Raw genomic sequence first — 16,555 nt, forward strand, 5'->3', positions numbered from 1 at the left:
CGAGTGCCTGCCTGGGTAGCTTAGCGGTAAAGCGCGTCCTTGGTAAGGACGAGACCCCGAGTTCAAATCTCGGCCTAGGCTTCACGGGCTTCAGAACCTCTCTCCCCATTTTACGCTCTTCTTAGGAGAGAACAAATGGAACTCAAGAACGTTACGTTCTACTACACGCCAACTTCGTCGCTGTCTTGCGGTTCGCATAGCTGTCAGGAAACCATAAGGTCAGGCACCGCGCCATCCCGTGGTTCGGGGGTGAGCGTAGCCGATGAAATACCGCATCTTCACTTAAACTGGCCAACACTCGTCGGCACTACTCCTATCGTTTAATCTGGCCAATAGGGAATTGATACTACGGCCCCCGAACTTCCGAAACATCTGGACTTTCAGCCACCAATGGATCTCTCTACACGCCTCTCCGAGCTCGTTGTTGACCACAGCCGTCTCATCATCGCCCTCGTCCTCGTCAGTTCACTTCTCATTGGGAGCGGGGTGCTCGCTGTCGACCGTACCTCATCACTCGCCAGATATCAGACCGACACTCCTGCCAGTGAGACACAGCGAACACTCGATCAAACCTTCAGTTCCGACGCGGAGAACGAAACACAGGCCGTCATTATCATCCGCGGCCAGAACGTCCTCACCAGGCAGTCACTCCTCGCGCAACTCGACTTACAGCGAGAGTTCCAGGCGAACCAGACTATCAACGAGTCGTTGACCGCCAGGCCGACCGGCATCGCGACGGTCATCGCCACGACCGGGCTACTCGAAGAACGGGGCGAAAAACTCCAACGTGACGCAGATGCGTTCAACGAAACGGTACGGCCGCTTGCGGATCGGCTCAACCGCACGCGTGAATTACAACACGAGTACCATCTTCTCAACCTCTCGTATGAAAAAGGACAGATAGACGAAGAAACGTACCAGAACCGATCCGAGGAGCTACGGCAGGAGTTGAACCGGACGATGTATCCGTCCGACGCTAACCTGACCAGCGACCAACGGCGGGCGTTCAGGGATATCGCCAGACAAGTGCGCGATCTCCAGCGACAGATTGACCGATTAGAGCGGCAGCTTCAGGAGGGCGAAATCAATCAATCGGCGTATCTGAATCGGAGTGAGAAACTGGAAGAAGAGGGCAAACGCCTCTACATTCAGGAGTTGCCTGCGAACGTATACGAAGACCGATATACAGAGTTGCGACAACGCGAGGCAGAGCTCCGTGAACTCCGGGCTGCGCTCGTCGGGCCATCGGCCGACGAAGACAAGCTCCCACCGTTATCGGCGCAGCGCGACCAGCTGGCGGCCATGAACCAATCCGAGATCGATACTGTCGTCACACAGGTATTGAATCAGAGCGCGGAGAACGATCGGCCGTTTGCCTTCATGCCGCTCGGCTATACGCCGGGGAATACGACGGCGAACGCCACGATAATCGTCGTTACCACGGAGAGTGATGGGGCGACACTACCGGGAACGGCCACCCAGGAGATCATCGAGACGCAAACGGCGATACGCGACACCATCGAAAACGAGTATACACACGCGAACACGTCCGCGTTCGTCTTCGGGAACGGACTGGTGAACGAGGAGATTGATAACTCGATGATCGACTCCCTCAGCATCTTGCTCCCACTATCGTTCCTCTACGTCCTGATCGTCCTCGTGTTACTTTACCGTGACCCGGTTGACATCGCCATCGGACTTGTTGGCATCGGGTTGGTGCTCCTCTGGACGTTCGGCTTCATGGGCTGGGTCGGCATCGACCTGAGCCCAACGATCGTGGTAATACCGATTCTCTTGGTTGGTCTCGCCATCGACTACTCGAACCACGTGTTCATGCGCTATCGTGAAGCCCGAGGTGACGCCACGGAGGGCGGTGGTTTGGGTATTCGCGGATCGATGGTGCTCGGTCTCTCGGGTCTCGTGACTGCCTTGCTATGGGTGACATTGACCACAGCGGTCGGGTTTTCAGCGAACTACTTCAGCCCAGCTCCGCCACTTCAAGACCTCGGCATCGTCGCACCGGCGGGCATCATCTTCGCCTTCCTGATATTCGGAACTATCGTTCCGGCACTCAAAGTCGAGGCCGACGAATTCCTCGAGCGTCGCGGCTACGACCGGCACGCTCCGCCGATCGGAACGGGCGGCGACCGATTACGGCCCGTACTGATGGTCGGAATCCGACTCGCGAGACGGGCACCTGGCCGGGTCATACTCGTGGCGTTCCTCCTCGCGACTGCCGGAGTAGTCGGCGCCGCGCAGCTCAATACGAGTTTCCAACAAGAGGACTTCGTCGCAGAAGAGCCTCAGGCATTGATGACCGAGCTTCCAGAACCACTGGCTCCGGCAGAGTACAATACTCGGGGCAATCTGGATTACTTGTATACGCATTTCATCCACCAGAATACCGAAACGGAGTTTCTCATACAAGGTGATGTCTCCGATCCGGGAACTCTCGCACGAATCGATCGTGCAGAAGATCGCGCTATCGGGAGTGAGGTCGTCGCGAACCGGACTCACGGCGAACCCGCGGTCACGACGCCACTTACCGTCATGGGAACCGTCGCTGCTTCCAACGAATCGTTCAACCAGACGTTCACCGCCGCCGATACCGATGGCGATGGTGTCCCCGACACGAACGTCACGACGGTCTACGACGAGCTGTTCAGAGTCGCGCCAGAGTTGGCCGGGTCGGTTATTGCTCGGGACGATGGTGAGTACCAAGCAGTTCGACTGACTGTCGCGAGTGAGGGGACGTATAGCAACGAGCAAATCACCACAGAGATGCGGCTAATTGAGGGCGAATTGCAGGCTGACGGCGTCTCAGTTTCGCTCGGCGGCCAACCGGTGCTCTTCACGCAGGTTCAACAGCAGATCCTCGAAACCGCTGTGAACAGCTTCTATTACTCGTTCATCCTAATCGCAGGTATCCTCCTAGTCGGGTACCGTCTGTATCACGGGAGCGGTTTACTCGGCCTCGTGACCTTCGTCCCTGTGCTGTTTACACTGGCATGGATACTCGGGACGATGTATCTTCTCGATATCCCTCTCAACGTTCTGACGGCGATGATCGTTAGCATCACGTTGGGCTTGGGCGTCGATTACACGATTCACGTGAGCGAACGGTTCAGCGAAGAATTCGAAGGGAAGGATACCTTCGAAACAGCGCTGGAGAAGAGTGTGACCGGAACGGGTGGGGCGCTTTTCGGGAGTATGCTCACCACAGCCGGTGCGTTCGCGATTCTGTATTTCGGCTTCCTCCCACCCATGGCTAATTTTGGGCTCATTTCGGCACTGACAGTGTTCTATGCGTTCCTCGCGAGCGTCTTCGTCTTACCGAGTGCGCTCGTTCTCTGGTGCGTTCTGCCACGGGTGATTCGTTACTGGTATCGCTCTCTGACATGGACGAAGACCGAGCATCATTCATAAACTCCCCTTCGTTCGTCGGCAGTATTCCTACCGTGGTCGTCGCATTACCTCGATATAGTATGCAGCGGAAACACGAAGCCATAGCGGGGGTCGCCCTTCTCTTGGTGGTCGGTGCCGTTGGCATCGGCCTCTCTCCACCGGCGAGTGCTGGCCACGGGACTGACGCGAATTACACCGCTCAGCCAGCAGACGCGCCGGCGGACAGAATACCAGGCGCGTCCGATGCGAGTTATAAACAGTTTGCGCGAGGAAACGAGAGTATCAGGAAGGTAGATTACTTCGTCGTGACGTGGGAAGCCGGCGATTTGGGCGGCTGTGGGGCGGGCGATACGGAGGAACTCGGAATAGACCGCGGCGCGAATAATTCCGGGACGGAGACGGACGAAGGGCTCCTCCAGTACGTGAAGAATCAACAGCGATCCGAGGACAGGGTCGTCGCGGAGTTCTACGACGATTCCGATGTGGCTGGGGGGACGACGTACATCAACGAATCCGACGAGATAGTCACCTATCAGACCAGCTGTTTCGGGAATCCAGACGAGCCGGGGTGGTACCAGATTACCTCGATGGTGAACGGAACCGGCTGGGACGGTGAATACAAGGAGGTGTCCGTCTCATCTCATTACTTCTGGATCTGTGACTGTGAGAGCGAGTCAGAGGCCCGTGACCAGCTCGGCCCGCCGCCGTCCGAAGAGGACGAAACTGGGGATAATGACGATCCGACGCCTACCGAGACCGACACTGGTGATGGCGATGCTACGCCGAGAGAGACCAGCACTACTGAGGACGACACTGCGCCTACGGAGACCAACACTGACGGTGGCGGTGAGTCTACACCCGGTGAAACCACTACTAGTGAGAGTGATGCTGGGGGGCAGGAGACCGGCGACCGAGATGACGGCGGCCAGACCACGACCGATGCACAGGCCAGTGCCGCCAACTCGACTCCGACGGCCGATGACGGTTCCGGCTTCACCAGTGTCGGAGCATTGCTCACACTGGCCACGACACTGCTGTTGTTCCGGCGGCGGTAGGCTCTCCGTCTCTCCGGTGAGAGTTTTAGAAGGGTGTGGACACCTTGAGCTTCCTCTCGACTAATTGGTATTGCAATGCGAAACCAGGGTCGAGTTACAAGAACGGCCGATGCCGCTCAAACTACCGTATAAATATATCCCCCATATCAGGAGATAAGTACTTATACATGTACCTCAATGAGTCAGCATGGCCTTGCAGAAATTAACCCTGTCAACAAGGTATCTAGTAGTACCGCTAGTGATTGCGATAGCCAGTACCATGATTCTGGGTGCAGCCGTCTCACCGGTCGCTGCCGAGCACCCCGATGACGCCAACGACTATACGGAGAGTTATAACTTCACGATTAATTCGGTATCGCCGAGCGACCATTATCCCGGTGAAGAAAACGGTAGTATTCAATACTCGGCTGCCGGTGGAGACGCCTACAGGGATATCGGTATGGAGGAAGGCCTTTTCCTCGACACCATCTTTATCGATTCACCGGGATGGCTCGACTATAGTGACTGTACTATTGACACCATCGCGGTGTTCGGCATCGACCGCGGAAATAACAACACCGGTACGCAGATCGACCAAGACATGGTTAAATCACAGAGGAGGACTATCTTCCGCGACGACGGTCTCACTATCCTCATGTATAACTTCGAGGACTTTACCGCCGATCCGCCGTACCTTGCTCCAGAGGACGCTATCGTTGCCGACCAAGGTGAGAACTCCAACGGTGGCGGTTGTACAACCGTGACCGAAGATGAGGGTTGGTATCAGATACAGGGTTTCCTCAACGGCACTGAAGCGGACAACGGTCCGAACGAGCAACCCTCCGAGGATGCGAAGCAAGCTGGTGCACAAACAGGATCTACGTATTGGTACGTCTGCGACTGCGAAAACGAGCAGGAGGCCGAAGAGCAACTCGGCCCGAAGCCCGCACCGAGCGAGGATCCCCCACGTGAACAGGACAGTGGAGGGACGCCAACGCCCACCGCTGAGGGGACACCAACGCCCACCGCTGAGGGGACACCAACGCCCACCGCTGAGGAGACAGCGACACCTGCCAATGAGGAGACAGCGACACCTGCCGAAGAAGAGACGTCAACGCCCGCCGAGGAAGAGACGCCCGCTGAAGAGGAGACATCAACGCCCGCCGATGACGAATCCGACAACTCGACTCCGACGCCCGGCTCCGGCCCCGGCTTCGGTCCGATGATCGCGGTGATGGCACTGTTGGCCTCCGCCCTCTTGGTGCTCCGTCGGCAGTAATGGCCACTGCCTCCTAGGATGGCCTTTAGCGGTTACAGTATTTACCAATCGATCGACGAAACCCGAATGCTTCTGAATTCTAGGTGGGTGGGAAACTCAAACACATAATTTATTTTTCATTTCGGGACACCTACGAGGTGGGTACTCTCGGCAGTATTATGTGAGCTTCCTGTCAAAAATACCGATTCTATTGATAGATAAGGCACCGGTTGTACTTGCCCACTTGCGAGACGAGACTAACGTATCATCGGGATAGATTCATACGGGCTGCAGTGCGTCATGTCGGCAGCAGTCGCCCGTAGTCGGGTGACCGTCGAGGGAAACAGGTACAGCAGTCCGTATTAGTCGTCTCCAGCGGCTAATCCGGAGTCATCAAGGGCGACAAGCTCTTCCACATCGGGGATATACCTTGGGAATCGGTGATGATCTCGACGCGACGAGTGAGTTTGTCACGACCGTACTCGACCAGCGGGACGGGATCGACGAGCGTATCGGAATACGAGACGATTCCGGCGACGTGGCCCATGAGATCTTGAAAATTCGAACTGACTGATACCCACACCGCTAGGATTCCGATACGCTCATCTTGGGGCGAAAAACGACGACATTGGCTCACAACGAACTTCGAATGTCTCTGTAGAACTCGGCTTCTCGGGATGCCTGTCTGTCTATCCGGTCTGCGAGGTCGCCGAGTGCGGATCGCTGTTCGTCGGGAGTTTCTAACTCGCTCGCTTCCTGAAAGATCCTACCGATCTCAGTCCACTCGTCTGCAATCGTCTGCATTCGGTCGGCGGCATCCCGCATTTCAATAGCGTCTCCCTGGGTGTTGAGAAACGAGGCGTAGAGCCGTCGGAACAGCCCTCCGCCCGTCCCGCGTCGTTCGATATTCTGATAGGCGAACCGGAGTACCCATTGTACATCGTCGAGCGAAGACCAGTTCTCGATGTTCTCTGCCATCGCTCGAATCCCCTCTATGCCATGTGTCCCATAGGGCATCGGGGTTCGTTCGATACTCTCCGGATCGAGCATGAAGTCCGCCGTATCCCGTACCGCTTTCGCAGTGGCGTCTTCGATCGACGTGCCGCGGGTCGGTTCATCGACGACCAGGTAGCGATGCTCCAGAGGCAGCATATCTTTGGAACTCCATGCTTCGCGGAGACTGGAAATCGGGAGTCGCTGTATCTCGTCGAACTCGTTGTCAGCCACGAACGCGACATCATTCGCCTCGTCGTACCCGACGAGCAACAGCGAGTGCGGTGCGAAGTGCGTATCAGTCTCGTAGTAATCCAGATAATACAGGTCGACGAAGAGTATCACTGGATCACCGGAGTCGAGGCGGTTCGTGACGGCGTCCCAGGCGGTCTCCCAGTCGTCGCCCTTCGTGTGGGTGTGCGGGATTTCCAGGTTCTCGAAGAATGCCTCCTCCAGCCACATTGGCCGTCCGAAGAAGGCTCGCCACGGATCCATCGGCAACTCGAGGTACGTGAATCCGAGTCCGGATGCGAGGCCGAAACAGACTGGTTCTGCCAGGTTCCAGCCGTAGAACTCAGCGAGGTTGCGAAGAGAGGTTGACCCGCAGTGCGCTCCCGGTTGGTGGTGGAAATCTGTGAGTTTCATTGCTCGATGAACGAGGACGCGTCGTCGCCACCAGTCCAGGCCGATTCACCATCGTGACCGCCTGTCTTATAGACTCCTCGCACTGTCGCGATTTCCGTGCCATCTTGGTCACGGACGTCTATATCGGCGACTGCCACCGAGTCGCCGTTTCTGATGACCTCTGCCTCGGCGACAAGATCTGTTGTGGCTGGGTTCAAGTAGTCGATTCGCATATCTATGGTGGGTGTTACGGTGTAGTTGAGTGAGACGACGGCGGCTCCTCCGACGGTGTCGGCGAGCGCGAACGGGACGCCGCCGTGTGCGATGAGGTGGCCGGGGTTCGAGGAGAGTTCACTGGTGAGTTCCAGTTGCCCTTCGGCATATCCATCTTCGGCCTCGTTCATCTCGATGCCGAGATGGCTTGCGAAAGGGATATACTCCATGACGTCGGTGATCTCCGTCATATTTCACTTACAGATGCCGTCGTAACGCTCTCACACCCAGCGGGTGCTGTGGTAGTGGTCAATTCCGGATACGTTGTCTGTATAAGAGGGTTCGTCTTGGGTACTCGAGAAGCCATTCCACTGTTATTCTCGTGGCGGTTGTATAGAGAGTATCCCCTTCGCATATTGGCTCGTTTAAACCGGCTGTGCGTTTCATCGCCTACCACATTAACTGGCGGATATTTGCGGCAACATCGCTATAGTTGGTTGTGAATGTGAATACCTATGCACGAAATCACGATCGAGCTCATTCCCAACGACCGCCATCTCCACGAGGCCGAACACGCTTTCTCTCAAGACTCGGCGATCCAGCGGGAGTCCATCGAATATCTCAATTACTTGGACGATGGTACTGGTATCCTGCTCTACCGACTTCGGGGGGCAGAAAAACGGATCATCCAGCTATTGGAGGAGACAGATGACGTGATTTCGTTCCAGACAATCCGCGTAGCGGATGGGGTTCGAACGCACGTCCATTTCAGCGTAGACGGGACGTCTGAACGGCTAATTCAATTGATCAATCAACACAAAGTGGCGATCGAATTCCCGATCGAGTGCCATGACAGGGGCATCCGGATTTCGGCGATCGGTGAGCAATCAGATATAGCCGATGCCGTCGAGCGATTTCCGGAGGGGCTTCTCGTGGAGGTCGTGTCGATGACCCCGACTGACGCATCGACGCGTCATCAACCACTGTTGAGTGAGCGTCAACGAGAGGTTCTCGAAATCGCTATTTCCGAGGGATATTACGAACATCCCCGCAGCGTTACGCGTGATGAAATCGCGAACTGTATGGGCCTGACTGGGAGCACGGTGAGTGAACATCTTCGAAAAGCCGAGTCAAAAATCCTGAGCGACTTCGTTGGGTGACGGCGTAGGCGACCACCGCGGGGGTAATTACCCTCCGCGCCGATACCATCGGCACATTCCGGGCGCTGCTCTTCCACTCCGCACTCATCCAGGCAGTCGGAACTGGTCTCATCTCCGGTAAGCGCGAGCCGCTGTGACTGTCTCGCTTCGTTGTGTCGACGTGGCGTTTCTGCTTCAGGATCTCGTTTCAGCGTGGCTCGCCTCGTGAACCGGAGCGTGACTAGCGAACGAGCGCGGACAGCACTTTGCCCTCGACTTTCCGGAGATGTTCACCAACAGTGCCCGCCGAGACGCCGATCTTGTTGGCGATGTCCTCGTGGGTCACCTCCCGCGGTACCTCGTAATACCCCATCTCGACGGCGGCTTCGAGGATCTCTTGTTGGCGCTCGGTGAGTACGGAGAACAGCTGTTCGGAATCGGGGTGATAATCGCCGATGCCCTCGAGCGACAACGTTAGCGAGCTGGGAATCGAGCTGACGACCTGCTGGATAGTGTCGTCGTGGCCGACGAGTGTGACGCGAACCCCGCCGCCTTCGAGACAGTCGATGGGCATCTTCTGGACGATTTCGTTGTCCTGTGGAATCGAAAGCAGCGCCTCGATGGTTTTTGTCGGCCTGAAATGGATGTACGCGAGGCCTTCACGGTCGCCGGAGACATCGTAGGCGATGATGTCGGACTGCGTTTCGAGAATCTCGGCAACGTGGTCGAGATTCCCCCGGATGCTGTACAGCGAGACAGCGGTGCCATCGTTGAGGAGGTTAATCTCGTGGATCGACTCGCGGATGACCGTCGGGTCGGCGGCGAGCGTTTGGTCTGTCGGCTGGAGCCCACCGCCCTCCGGCGAGATGACGACGGTCGCGTATCGCATATCCGGGAGTACAGCGCGAGGATAATACGTGTTGTGCCGTCCGGTGTGGAACGCCGAACCACAGTGGTAGAGATTGTCAATCCCTTAAAGACTCGAAACAGTCTAGCCAGTATTAACATTATAATTCATAAGGGTTTTGTACCAGTCCTCACTCTCCACAAGTGCACACGATGAGTGGCTCACAGCCTCGGTGCCACCTCCAGCGGACGGAAATCGATTCGATGGCTGGCGGCGGCAGCGGGCTGGGGGCACTCAGGAACGAAATCCGGTTGTTCGAACGCGCTGTTCGACTCCGGTAACACTACAACCCAACCATGGCACACGACAACGACGGAGAGGACAAGGTCGCAAGCCGAGTCCAGAACACCGAATCGATCACCCGAGAAGTCGATAACCCTGCTGCTCGAGAGCTTCGCGAGAAGTTCGAGAAGCAGGACTTCACGTTCGCACCCGGTCTCTACCACGCACTCGACGCCCGCCTCGCGGAGATGGCAGGCCTCGACGCCGCGTACATGTCGGGCTACTCGACGGTTCTGGGCCAGTTCGGCTTCCCGGACCTCGAGATGGTCACGATGACCGAGATGGTCGAGAACGCAAAGCGCATCGTCGAATCGACGAATCTGCCGGTCGTCGCCGACGCTGACACCGGCTACGGTGGCATCCACAACGTCCGCCGCGCCGTCCGAGAGTACGAGAAGGCTGGCGTTGCGGCAGTCCACATCGAAGACCAGACGACGCCGAAGCGCTGCGGTCACATCGCCGGCAAGAAGATCGTCTCGCGTGAGGACGCCGAGGCTCGCTTCAGCGCCGCCGTCGACGCGAAGCAGTCCGAGGACACCATCATCATCGCCCGGACGGACGCCTACGGCTCCGCCAACGGTGACTGGGAGGAACACCTCGAGCGCGGTCGCATCTACGCCGACGCCGGCGTCGACCTCGTCTGGCCCGAGATGCCCGACCCGTCCCGCGAGGACGCTGTCAACTACGCCGAGACCATCCACGAGACGCACCCCGACCTCGACCTCGCGTTCAACTACTCCAGTTCGTTCGCGTGGTCCGAGGAAGAGGATCCGCTCACGTTCCAGGAACTGGGCGACCTCGGCTACCAGTACCTCTTCATCACGCTGTACGCTCTGCACTCGGGCGCACACGCGGTCTACGAGGACATGAAGAACATCTCCGAGAACGACGAGGCGGCACAGTGGGACCTCGAAGACCGCTACCTGGGCCACGAGACCGAGAGCCACCACGAGCTTTCGTTCGTCTCCCGGTTCCAGGACATCGAGGCGCAGTTCGATCCCGAAGCCAAAGAGCGGATGGAGGAGTCCGCCGGCTTCACCGAGGAAGAGTCCGACCCCGTCACCTCGCAGGACGACTGATCGGATCTCATAGCCGTTCTTTCTTTCGTGACCCCTTCGCCAGTGGCGACGCTCTCGCTCGCTTTACTCGCCAGTACAGCCGATTCGGCCAGCTTTAATACCCGCGGAGTAATCCGTACGAGTGACTGAGATGACTGAAATCGACAAGCGTCTGCACGACCGAACGTTCGTGCGCACGTTCTTTACTACGCCGACAGCAGAACAGGGCGAGGACGACTCCGCCAAGAAGCTCCGCAGCGCGATCGGCCTCCGTGGCATGCAGGCTCCCGACGTGTGGGTGCCGGACAACGAGGACGCCACCGCACCCAACATGCGCGACGAGGGCGCCGAAAACATCGCCGATGTCGTCGCAGAGGATGGCGACGACTTCCCCGGCGAAATCCACCCCCGCGTCGTCTGGCACCGTGACAGCCCCGAAACGCGATACAAGGGCTTCCAGCACATGCTCGAGATCGCCGACCCCGAGAACGGCGCTATCGACAACATCGACGGCTTCGTCATCCCGGAAGTCGGCGACATCGACGACTGGAAGAAGGCCGACGAGTTCTTCACCATCGTCGAAAACGAGTACGGCCTTGAAGAGGGCAGCCTCGCCATGTCCGTCATCATCGAGAGCGGTTCCGCCGAACTCGCGATGGGCAAGCTGCGCGACGAGATGGGCAAGCCCACGAACAACCTCGAGCGGATGTTCCTGCTCGTCGACGGCGAGGTCGACTACACGAAGGACATGCGCGCAATCACGCCGACCGGCGGCCTTCCGTCGTGGCCCGAACTGCGTCACAACACTTCCCGCGGTGCGAGCGCGAACGGCCTCATCGCCGTCGATGGCCCGTACGACGACATCCGCGACGTCGAGGGCTACAACGAGCGCATGACCGACAACCAGGCAAAAGGTATGCTCGGCATCTGGTCGCTCACCCCCGGCCAAGTCGTCGAGGCCAACCAGTCGCCGCTCCCGCCGGCTGAAGGCAGCTGGCTCATCGACGCCGACGGCCGTGAAGTCGAACTCGAAACCGAGGGCGGCGTCGAAGTCTACAACGGCGAGCGTATCAGCCTTGAAGAGACCGGCAGCGGATACGTCCTCAGCGTCGGCGGCGACGACCTCGAAGTCGACGAGGACGAGCTCCGCCAGGAACTGCTCGACCTGCTCGACTACGTGCCGAGCCTCGACGACATCGTCGATTCCATGGAAGAGTTCGAGGCCGCCAAGGAAGCCGGCAAGGGCGCCATCGCGATGACCCAGTCGGCGACCGTCCGCATCGACGGCGTCGAGGTCGACATCGCCAAAGACCGCATGTGGGACGAGGCGACCTACCAGGCACTCCAGACGCCCATCACGCTGTTCCAGGACGTCTACGAGAACCGCCCCGACCAGCACGACGACCTCGCCGAACTCTACAGCGAGGACGTCGTCGAGCGGGCGATGGAAGTGGGTAACTAACCTCCACTTTTTGCACGAGAACGCGGGTCGCGCGGCGTTCGCCGCCCGACACCGGTTCTCGGCAAAAACCTGGGGAAAATATGCGCGCGCTTCTCCCGTCGCGGCCCTTCGGGCCGCGGTGGTCGTCGCGCGCTACGGCGACTCACTTGTCTCACGGCTCGCTCCGCTCGCCGTTCGACTTTTCGAGGCGTTCGCTTCGCTCACGCCTCGCTACCGCTCGTCGCCGGGAACCGCGCTCGCTTCGCTCGCGCGGACATTTACTTTTGCATCCACGACCTGCAGAAGTGCTGAATTGCTAAGATAGGCAGAAGCGAGACAGAGACTTTTCAGGGCCAGATACGGTGTGAGAGACTCGACAGCACCTGCTGGTCATCAAACGGAGTGTATTCGTGCAGCGTCGGTCTGAGGTCATCTTTCTCGTCGAGATACGCCGCCAGCGCGGAGCTGTCCTTGTGGTCGTAGCCGCCGATGCTCCACGGGGGCCACATCGTCAGGTGCTCGTAGCGGGCGCCGTGGCCATCCCAGCGGGCATACACCTCGGCGGCACCGTCGTTGGCCACGAGCGCCAGGGTGCCGTCCGTCGCCCGCATCGCCTCGATATAGTCTGCGAGTGTCGCCGTTCCACTACCGGTGTAGGCGCCGAAGACGTTCCGAACTGCCTGGTGGTCGGAGTGATCCAGCAACACACCCCGTATTTCGTCCGCGTTCGCGTCCCCGCCCGCGTCCGCGTCGGCGTCTGTCATTACCTGTGTGTACGGTTCACACCCGCATAAGCCTCGGGGTCACGGCGAGCGCTCGGTATCGGAGGGGCTTTTTCCGACCGCCGCGTAACCGAGCGATATGCTCCGGTACGTGACGACGAACGAGGGGAAAGTGCGGGAGGCCGAGGAGTATCTCGGCGACGAGGTGAAAGCAATAGACTACGACTACCCCGAAATCCAGGCGGATTCGCTGGAGGCCGTCGCCGCCTACGGCGCCCGGAAAGCCTACGACTACGCCGGCGGGCCGGTCATCGTCGACGACGCCGGTCTCTACATCGAGGGGTTCAACGGCTTCCCCGGCCCGTACTCCGCCTATGTCGAAGACACCCTCGGCATCGAGCGCGTCGGCCGGCTGGCCCGTCGGGAAGAGGAGATACGCGCCCAGTTCCGCTGTGTCATCGCGTACTGTGATGGCGACCCCTTCGAAGCCTCTCCCGACCCCGTCGATACGGGCGAGCGCCGGGGGCAGGATATCGCCGCCGAGAACCGCTCGACTGCAACGACCGACGAAACCGTCGAAGAGAGCGACGTGCCGGTGAAGCTGTTCATGGGCGCCGTCCCTGGAACCATCGTCGAACCCCGCGGTGAGGGCGGGTTTGGCTACGACCCCATCTTCGAACACGACGGAACGACGTTCGCGGAGATGAGCGCCGAGGAGAAAAACGCCATCTCACACCGCGGGCGGGCGCTCGCGAAGTTCGCCGAGTGGTACCAGGGTCGCACTGACTGACCACCGATACGATAGCCTCGCCACAGAATACCCCTGCCTCTGGAACTGGGGCCGGGGCCCTCACAGTTTTCGTCTCGGTACTCATCGCGACCGCTGCCTTGCGTCGGGAATAGCTCTCGCTGCGGCGGTTTTCAACGGCCCTCGCGAGGACGCCCGTACGCATAAGGCGCCGACGCCCGGTGAGTCGATATGACAGTCGATGGAACCGCACTCGTGACTGGTGCGTCGGCAGGTATCGGACGAGCGTTGACCGAGGAGTTCGCGGCACACGACCACGATGTCGTACTGGTCGCGAGACGCGAAGAGAAACTGCGGGTCGCCGCAGACGAGGTCGAGGCTGAATACGATGTTGACACCCACATCGTTACGAAAGACCTCGCTTCACGGGAGGCACCGCACGAACTGTACGAGGAGACGCAGGAACGAGGTATCGAAGTCGATGTCTTAGTCAACAACGTCGGTATCGGAACGCAGGGCGCATTCGTGGAGAACGACCTCGACCGCGAGCTCGACCAGATGCAGCTGAATATGGTGACGCCGACGCAGTTGACGCATCTCTACGGGGGCGATATGGCCGAGCGGGGTTCCGGTGGTGTTCTCAACGTGGCCTCGACGGGGGCGTGGTTCCCCGGACCGTTCATGGCAGTCTACTACGCGTCGAAAGCATACATGAAGAGCTTCTCGGAGGCCATCTCCGAAGAACTTCGCTCCGAGGGCGTCTCCGTGACGGTGCTGTGTCCCGGCCCCGTCGAGACCGAGTTCCAGTCACGCGCGAGCATGACGGACACTCCTCTGGGGAGCGGTCAGATGCAGGATGTCGAAATGGTCGCCGAGGAGGGATACGAGGGGCTGCAGGCAGGCAAACCCGTCGTCGTCACCGGCTGGAAATACAAGCTCCTGACGAAACTCTCGAACGTCCTCCCGAACCGGCTGACGACGCAGTCCGCAAAAGACCTCAACACGTCCGAGTAGCTACGCCCGCGGGTCGCAGTCGGGGCCGTCGTACTCGTCGTCGAACAGGAGTTCGTAGGCCGTCCCGGGGTCGAATACCGTCACGAAAGCGTCCGGCGACCGCACGCTGACGTCCATGATACCCCGAAGGTTCGCGCCCGCTTCGGCACTCTGGAGCCGTTCATCCAGGGAGACGATGTGGGCGGCATCCCCGTGATACGCCGCGGCGAGGGCCGAATGGTCACCTTCCGGCTGGTCGACGATGATGGCTTCGGCCTCGATTTTCGCCCGCCAGTCAGCCGCCAGGTCGGCGTCAGCGAGGGTGGTGATGACTTCCTCGGCCTCCCCGAGCAGGCGCTCGGTGACGACGTGTTCGAGCCACGAGTGGCCACGAACGTAATCGAGGGTTTCCCGCGCCGCCCCGCCGATGAGCAGGTCGGCGGCGAGGACGCCCGCGTCTGCGACGATTCGGCCCTGGTTTGGTTCGTGGTCGCTATCCATCGTCACGACTGGCTTCGAGCGTCTCAGTTACGTCGTCCAGCCCCACGTCGTACGCCGCCGCGCGGTCGAACAGGTCACTCCACGTCATGTGTGAGACCACCCCGCCCGGCCCCAAAAACCCAGGGTTCAGCCCCGAACGTGCCACCAGACGGCGCCGACGACGAAGGCGATGCCGACGTTTGTCACGACTGCGAGGACGCCGACAGCGACGACGAACAGTGGCCGGTCGGTCGAGGTGAGCGCGACCCGCGCGAGCGAGGCGGCGACTACGACGAGCAGCACGCCGAGTAACGCGAGTGGAAACGCGACGAGCAGGCCGGCGATGAGCGCGAGACCGCCGTACAAACAGCCGGCGACGAGGTTCGCACTCGCGGAGCGAGCGCCGAATGCGTGTTTACCGGCGAGGCCGCCGGAGCCGTGACACATCGGCAAGGCCCCGAGCGGCACCGCAACGAGGTTCATCGCACCCATGCTCTCGGCAAGGGTATCCGGGGAGACGTCTGCGTCGTACAGGTCTGACAGAAGTAGCGATGTCGCGACGGCCGCGTTACCGACGGTCATCGCCAACTGGGCGGCAAGCCCCTCGGCGACACCAACGGACAGGGTCGGGACGCCACTGGGAAACGGTTCGAGCGCTGGCAGCGCTGGCATCGGAACGCCCGAAACGACGGCCGTCCAGAGAACACCGACGGCAAGGACGACCAGAGCGACTGCCCGCTGGGAGACGAGCGCGACGACTGCTGCGATGGCCACACCAGCGGCCGCAACGGTCGGTGCCGCAACGACGAGGTCTGCCGCCGCGACGACGAGGAGGCAGGCGACGGCGAACTGAACCCCGCGGATGACCGGATTGCCGATGAGGGTCGCAATACGTTCGAGGGCGCCTGCACGTCCCGCGAGGAGTAAGACCGCGCCTGCAAGCAGGCCCGCAGCGATGAGGTCGCCGTAACTGATGGCGCCGGCGATAGCCAGCCCGGCCAGCGCCTTCATCGGCTCGACGGAAAGCGGCAGGCCGTAGTAGACGCCCCAGACGACCTGGAACACGGCGAACCCGCCGAGGAGATGCGGTATCGACGCTGGCGTCAGGAGGCCGAGCGCGACGACGAGCGGCAACACGGTGATGGAGTCGCCGATTGCGCCTGTCACCTCGCCGGCGTCGACCGCGAACGTTCGCCTTGCGGCGGTGGCGGTCGCCATACACGTCCCTGCGGTCGCAACGGATATATCAATTATCAGA

14 protein-coding genes and 1 tRNA gene are annotated in these 16,555 nt (G+C 59.9%); 9 read left to right on the plus strand and 6 right to left on the minus strand.

Annotation, left to right across the window (positions count from 1 at the left end; all coding sequences use genetic code 11):
* Positions 1–9: 9 nt before the first annotated feature.
* From ACI8UR_RS05290 to ACI8UR_RS05305, 4 genes are all read left to right on the plus strand, one after another.
* Positions 10–81: transfer RNA gene (locus ACI8UR_RS05290), tRNA-Thr, on the plus strand.
* A 1,110-nt stretch (positions 82–1,191) separates the two neighbouring features.
* Positions 1,192–3,426, plus strand: coding sequence for an efflux RND transporter permease subunit (locus ACI8UR_RS05295; protein WP_415087628.1), 2,235 nt, complete (start codon positions 1,192–1,194; stop codon positions 3,424–3,426).
* Positions 3,399–4,460 carry a hypothetical protein gene (locus tag ACI8UR_RS05300; protein WP_411715890.1) on the plus strand — a complete coding sequence of 354 codons (1,062 nt, stop codon included), beginning with the start codon at positions 3,399–3,401 and terminating at the stop codon, positions 4,458–4,460. Before ACI8UR_RS05295 ends, ACI8UR_RS05300 begins: the two co-directional genes overlap by 28 nt.
* Before the next feature lie 187 nt (positions 4,461–4,647).
* Positions 4,648–5,718, plus strand: coding sequence for a PGF-CTERM sorting domain-containing protein (locus ACI8UR_RS05305; protein WP_415087629.1), 1,071 nt, complete (start codon positions 4,648–4,650; stop codon positions 5,716–5,718).
* A gap of 612 nt (positions 5,719–6,330) precedes the next feature.
* Here ACI8UR_RS05305 and ACI8UR_RS05310 read toward each other — a convergent pair.
* Both ACI8UR_RS05310 and ACI8UR_RS05315 read right to left on the minus strand, forming a co-directional pair.
* Positions 6,331–7,335: a BtrH N-terminal domain-containing protein gene (locus ACI8UR_RS05310; protein ID WP_411715896.1), complete on the minus strand. Its 1,005-nt coding sequence runs from the start codon at positions 7,333–7,335 to the stop codon at positions 6,331–6,333.
* Complete coding sequence (locus ACI8UR_RS05315; RefSeq protein WP_411715895.1) at positions 7,332–7,778, minus strand: PaaI family thioesterase; 447 nt, start codon at positions 7,776–7,778, stop codon at positions 7,332–7,334. The genes ACI8UR_RS05310 and ACI8UR_RS05315 overlap by 4 nt, the downstream gene beginning before the upstream one ends.
* 264 nt (positions 7,779–8,042) lie before the next feature.
* Here ACI8UR_RS05315 and ACI8UR_RS05320 point away from each other — a divergent pair, with 264 nt between their 5' ends.
* Positions 8,043–8,687 carry a helix-turn-helix domain-containing protein gene (locus ACI8UR_RS05320; protein WP_411715894.1) on the plus strand — a complete coding sequence of 215 codons (645 nt, stop codon included), beginning with the start codon at positions 8,043–8,045 and terminating at the stop codon, positions 8,685–8,687.
* A gap of 220 nt (positions 8,688–8,907) precedes the next feature.
* On the opposite strand, the gene ACI8UR_RS05325 is transcribed toward ACI8UR_RS05320, so the two are convergent.
* The gene (locus ACI8UR_RS05325) at positions 8,908–9,555 is read right to left on the minus strand and encodes a helix-turn-helix domain-containing protein (protein ID WP_411715893.1); all 648 of its coding nucleotides are present in this window, start codon (positions 9,553–9,555) and stop codon (positions 8,908–8,910) included.
* A gap of 314 nt (positions 9,556–9,869) precedes the next feature.
* On the opposite strand from ACI8UR_RS05325, the gene aceA reads away from it, so the two are divergent.
* A complete protein-coding gene (gene aceA / locus ACI8UR_RS05330; protein WP_411715892.1) occupies positions 9,870–10,934 on the plus strand; it encodes an isocitrate lyase in 1,065 nt (354 codons plus the stop codon).
* Positions 10,935–11,073: 139 nt separating this feature from the next.
* Positions 11,074–12,375 carry a malate synthase AceB gene (gene aceB, locus ACI8UR_RS05335; protein WP_411715898.1) on the plus strand — a complete coding sequence of 434 codons (1,302 nt, stop codon included), beginning with the start codon at positions 11,074–11,076 and terminating at the stop codon, positions 12,373–12,375.
* 326 nt (positions 12,376–12,701) lie between these two features.
* Here the strand turns inward: aceB and ACI8UR_RS05340 are convergent, their stop codons facing one another.
* A complete protein-coding gene (locus tag ACI8UR_RS05340; protein WP_411715823.1) occupies positions 12,702–13,118 on the minus strand; it encodes a hypothetical protein in 417 nt (138 codons plus the stop codon).
* A 97-nt stretch (positions 13,119–13,215) separates the two neighbouring features.
* Here ACI8UR_RS05340 and ACI8UR_RS05345 point away from each other — a divergent pair, with 97 nt between their 5' ends.
* Both ACI8UR_RS05345 and ACI8UR_RS05350 read left to right on the plus strand, forming a co-directional pair.
* Complete coding sequence (locus ACI8UR_RS05345) at positions 13,216–13,866, plus strand: non-canonical purine NTP pyrophosphatase (protein WP_411715824.1); 651 nt, start codon at positions 13,216–13,218, stop codon at positions 13,864–13,866.
* A gap of 189 nt (positions 13,867–14,055) precedes the next feature.
* A complete protein-coding gene (locus ACI8UR_RS05350; RefSeq protein ID WP_411715825.1) occupies positions 14,056–14,838 on the plus strand; it encodes an SDR family NAD(P)-dependent oxidoreductase in 783 nt (260 codons plus the stop codon).
* Here ACI8UR_RS05350 and ACI8UR_RS05355 read toward each other — a convergent pair whose 3' ends face one another.
* Entirely contained in the window at positions 14,839–15,318 is a 480-nt protein-coding gene (locus ACI8UR_RS05355) for a hypothetical protein (RefSeq protein ID WP_411715826.1), read from the minus strand. It abuts the gene before it with no gap.
* Between the two features lie 126 nt (positions 15,319–15,444).
* Positions 15,445–16,515, minus strand: a complete 1,071-nt coding sequence (locus ACI8UR_RS05360; protein ID WP_411715827.1) for a putative sulfate/molybdate transporter — start codon at positions 16,513–16,515, stop codon at positions 15,445–15,447.
* Positions 16,516–16,555 lie beyond the last annotated feature (40 nt).

The organism is Natronomonas sp. (assembly GCF_047616845.1).
Classification (GTDB): Archaea; Halobacteriota; Halobacteria; order Halobacteriales; family Haloarculaceae; genus Natronomonas.

Excerpts from the sequence above, each read along its gene's own strand:
- ACI8UR_RS05305 (WP_415087629.1), top strand. The coding sequence starts at position 4,648 with ATGGCCTTGCAGAAATTAACCCTGTCAACAAGGTATCTAGTAGTACCG.
- ACI8UR_RS05320 (WP_411715894.1), top strand. The coding sequence starts at position 8,043 with ATGCACGAAATCACGATCGAGCTCATTCCCAACGACCGCCATCTCCAC.
- ACI8UR_RS05345 (WP_411715824.1), top strand. The coding sequence starts at position 13,216 with ATGCTCCGGTACGTGACGACGAACGAGGGGAAAGTGCGGGAGGCCGAG.
- ACI8UR_RS05350 (WP_411715825.1), top strand. The coding sequence starts at position 14,056 with ATGACAGTCGATGGAACCGCACTCGTGACTGGTGCGTCGGCAGGTATC.
- ACI8UR_RS05315 (WP_411715895.1), bottom strand. The coding sequence starts at position 7,778 with ATGACGGAGATCACCGACGTCATGGAGTATATCCCTTTCGCAAGCCAT.
- aceA (WP_411715892.1), top strand. The coding sequence starts at position 9,870 with ATGGCACACGACAACGACGGAGAGGACAAGGTCGCAAGCCGAGTCCAG.
- ACI8UR_RS05340 (WP_411715823.1), bottom strand. The coding sequence starts at position 13,118 with ATGACAGACGCCGACGCGGACGCGGGCGGGGACGCGAACGCGGACGAA.
- ACI8UR_RS05360 (WP_411715827.1), bottom strand. The coding sequence starts at position 16,515 with ATGGCGACCGCCACCGCCGCAAGGCGAACGTTCGCGGTCGACGCCGGC.
- ACI8UR_RS05300 (WP_411715890.1), top strand. The coding sequence starts at position 3,399 with ATGGACGAAGACCGAGCATCATTCATAAACTCCCCTTCGTTCGTCGGC.
- ACI8UR_RS05355 (WP_411715826.1), bottom strand. The coding sequence starts at position 15,318 with ATGGATAGCGACCACGAACCAAACCAGGGCCGAATCGTCGCAGACGCG.
- ACI8UR_RS05310 (WP_411715896.1), bottom strand. The coding sequence starts at position 7,335 with ATGAAACTCACAGATTTCCACCACCAACCGGGAGCGCACTGCGGGTCA.
- ACI8UR_RS05325 (WP_411715893.1), bottom strand. The coding sequence starts at position 9,555 with ATGCGATACGCGACCGTCGTCATCTCGCCGGAGGGCGGTGGGCTCCAG.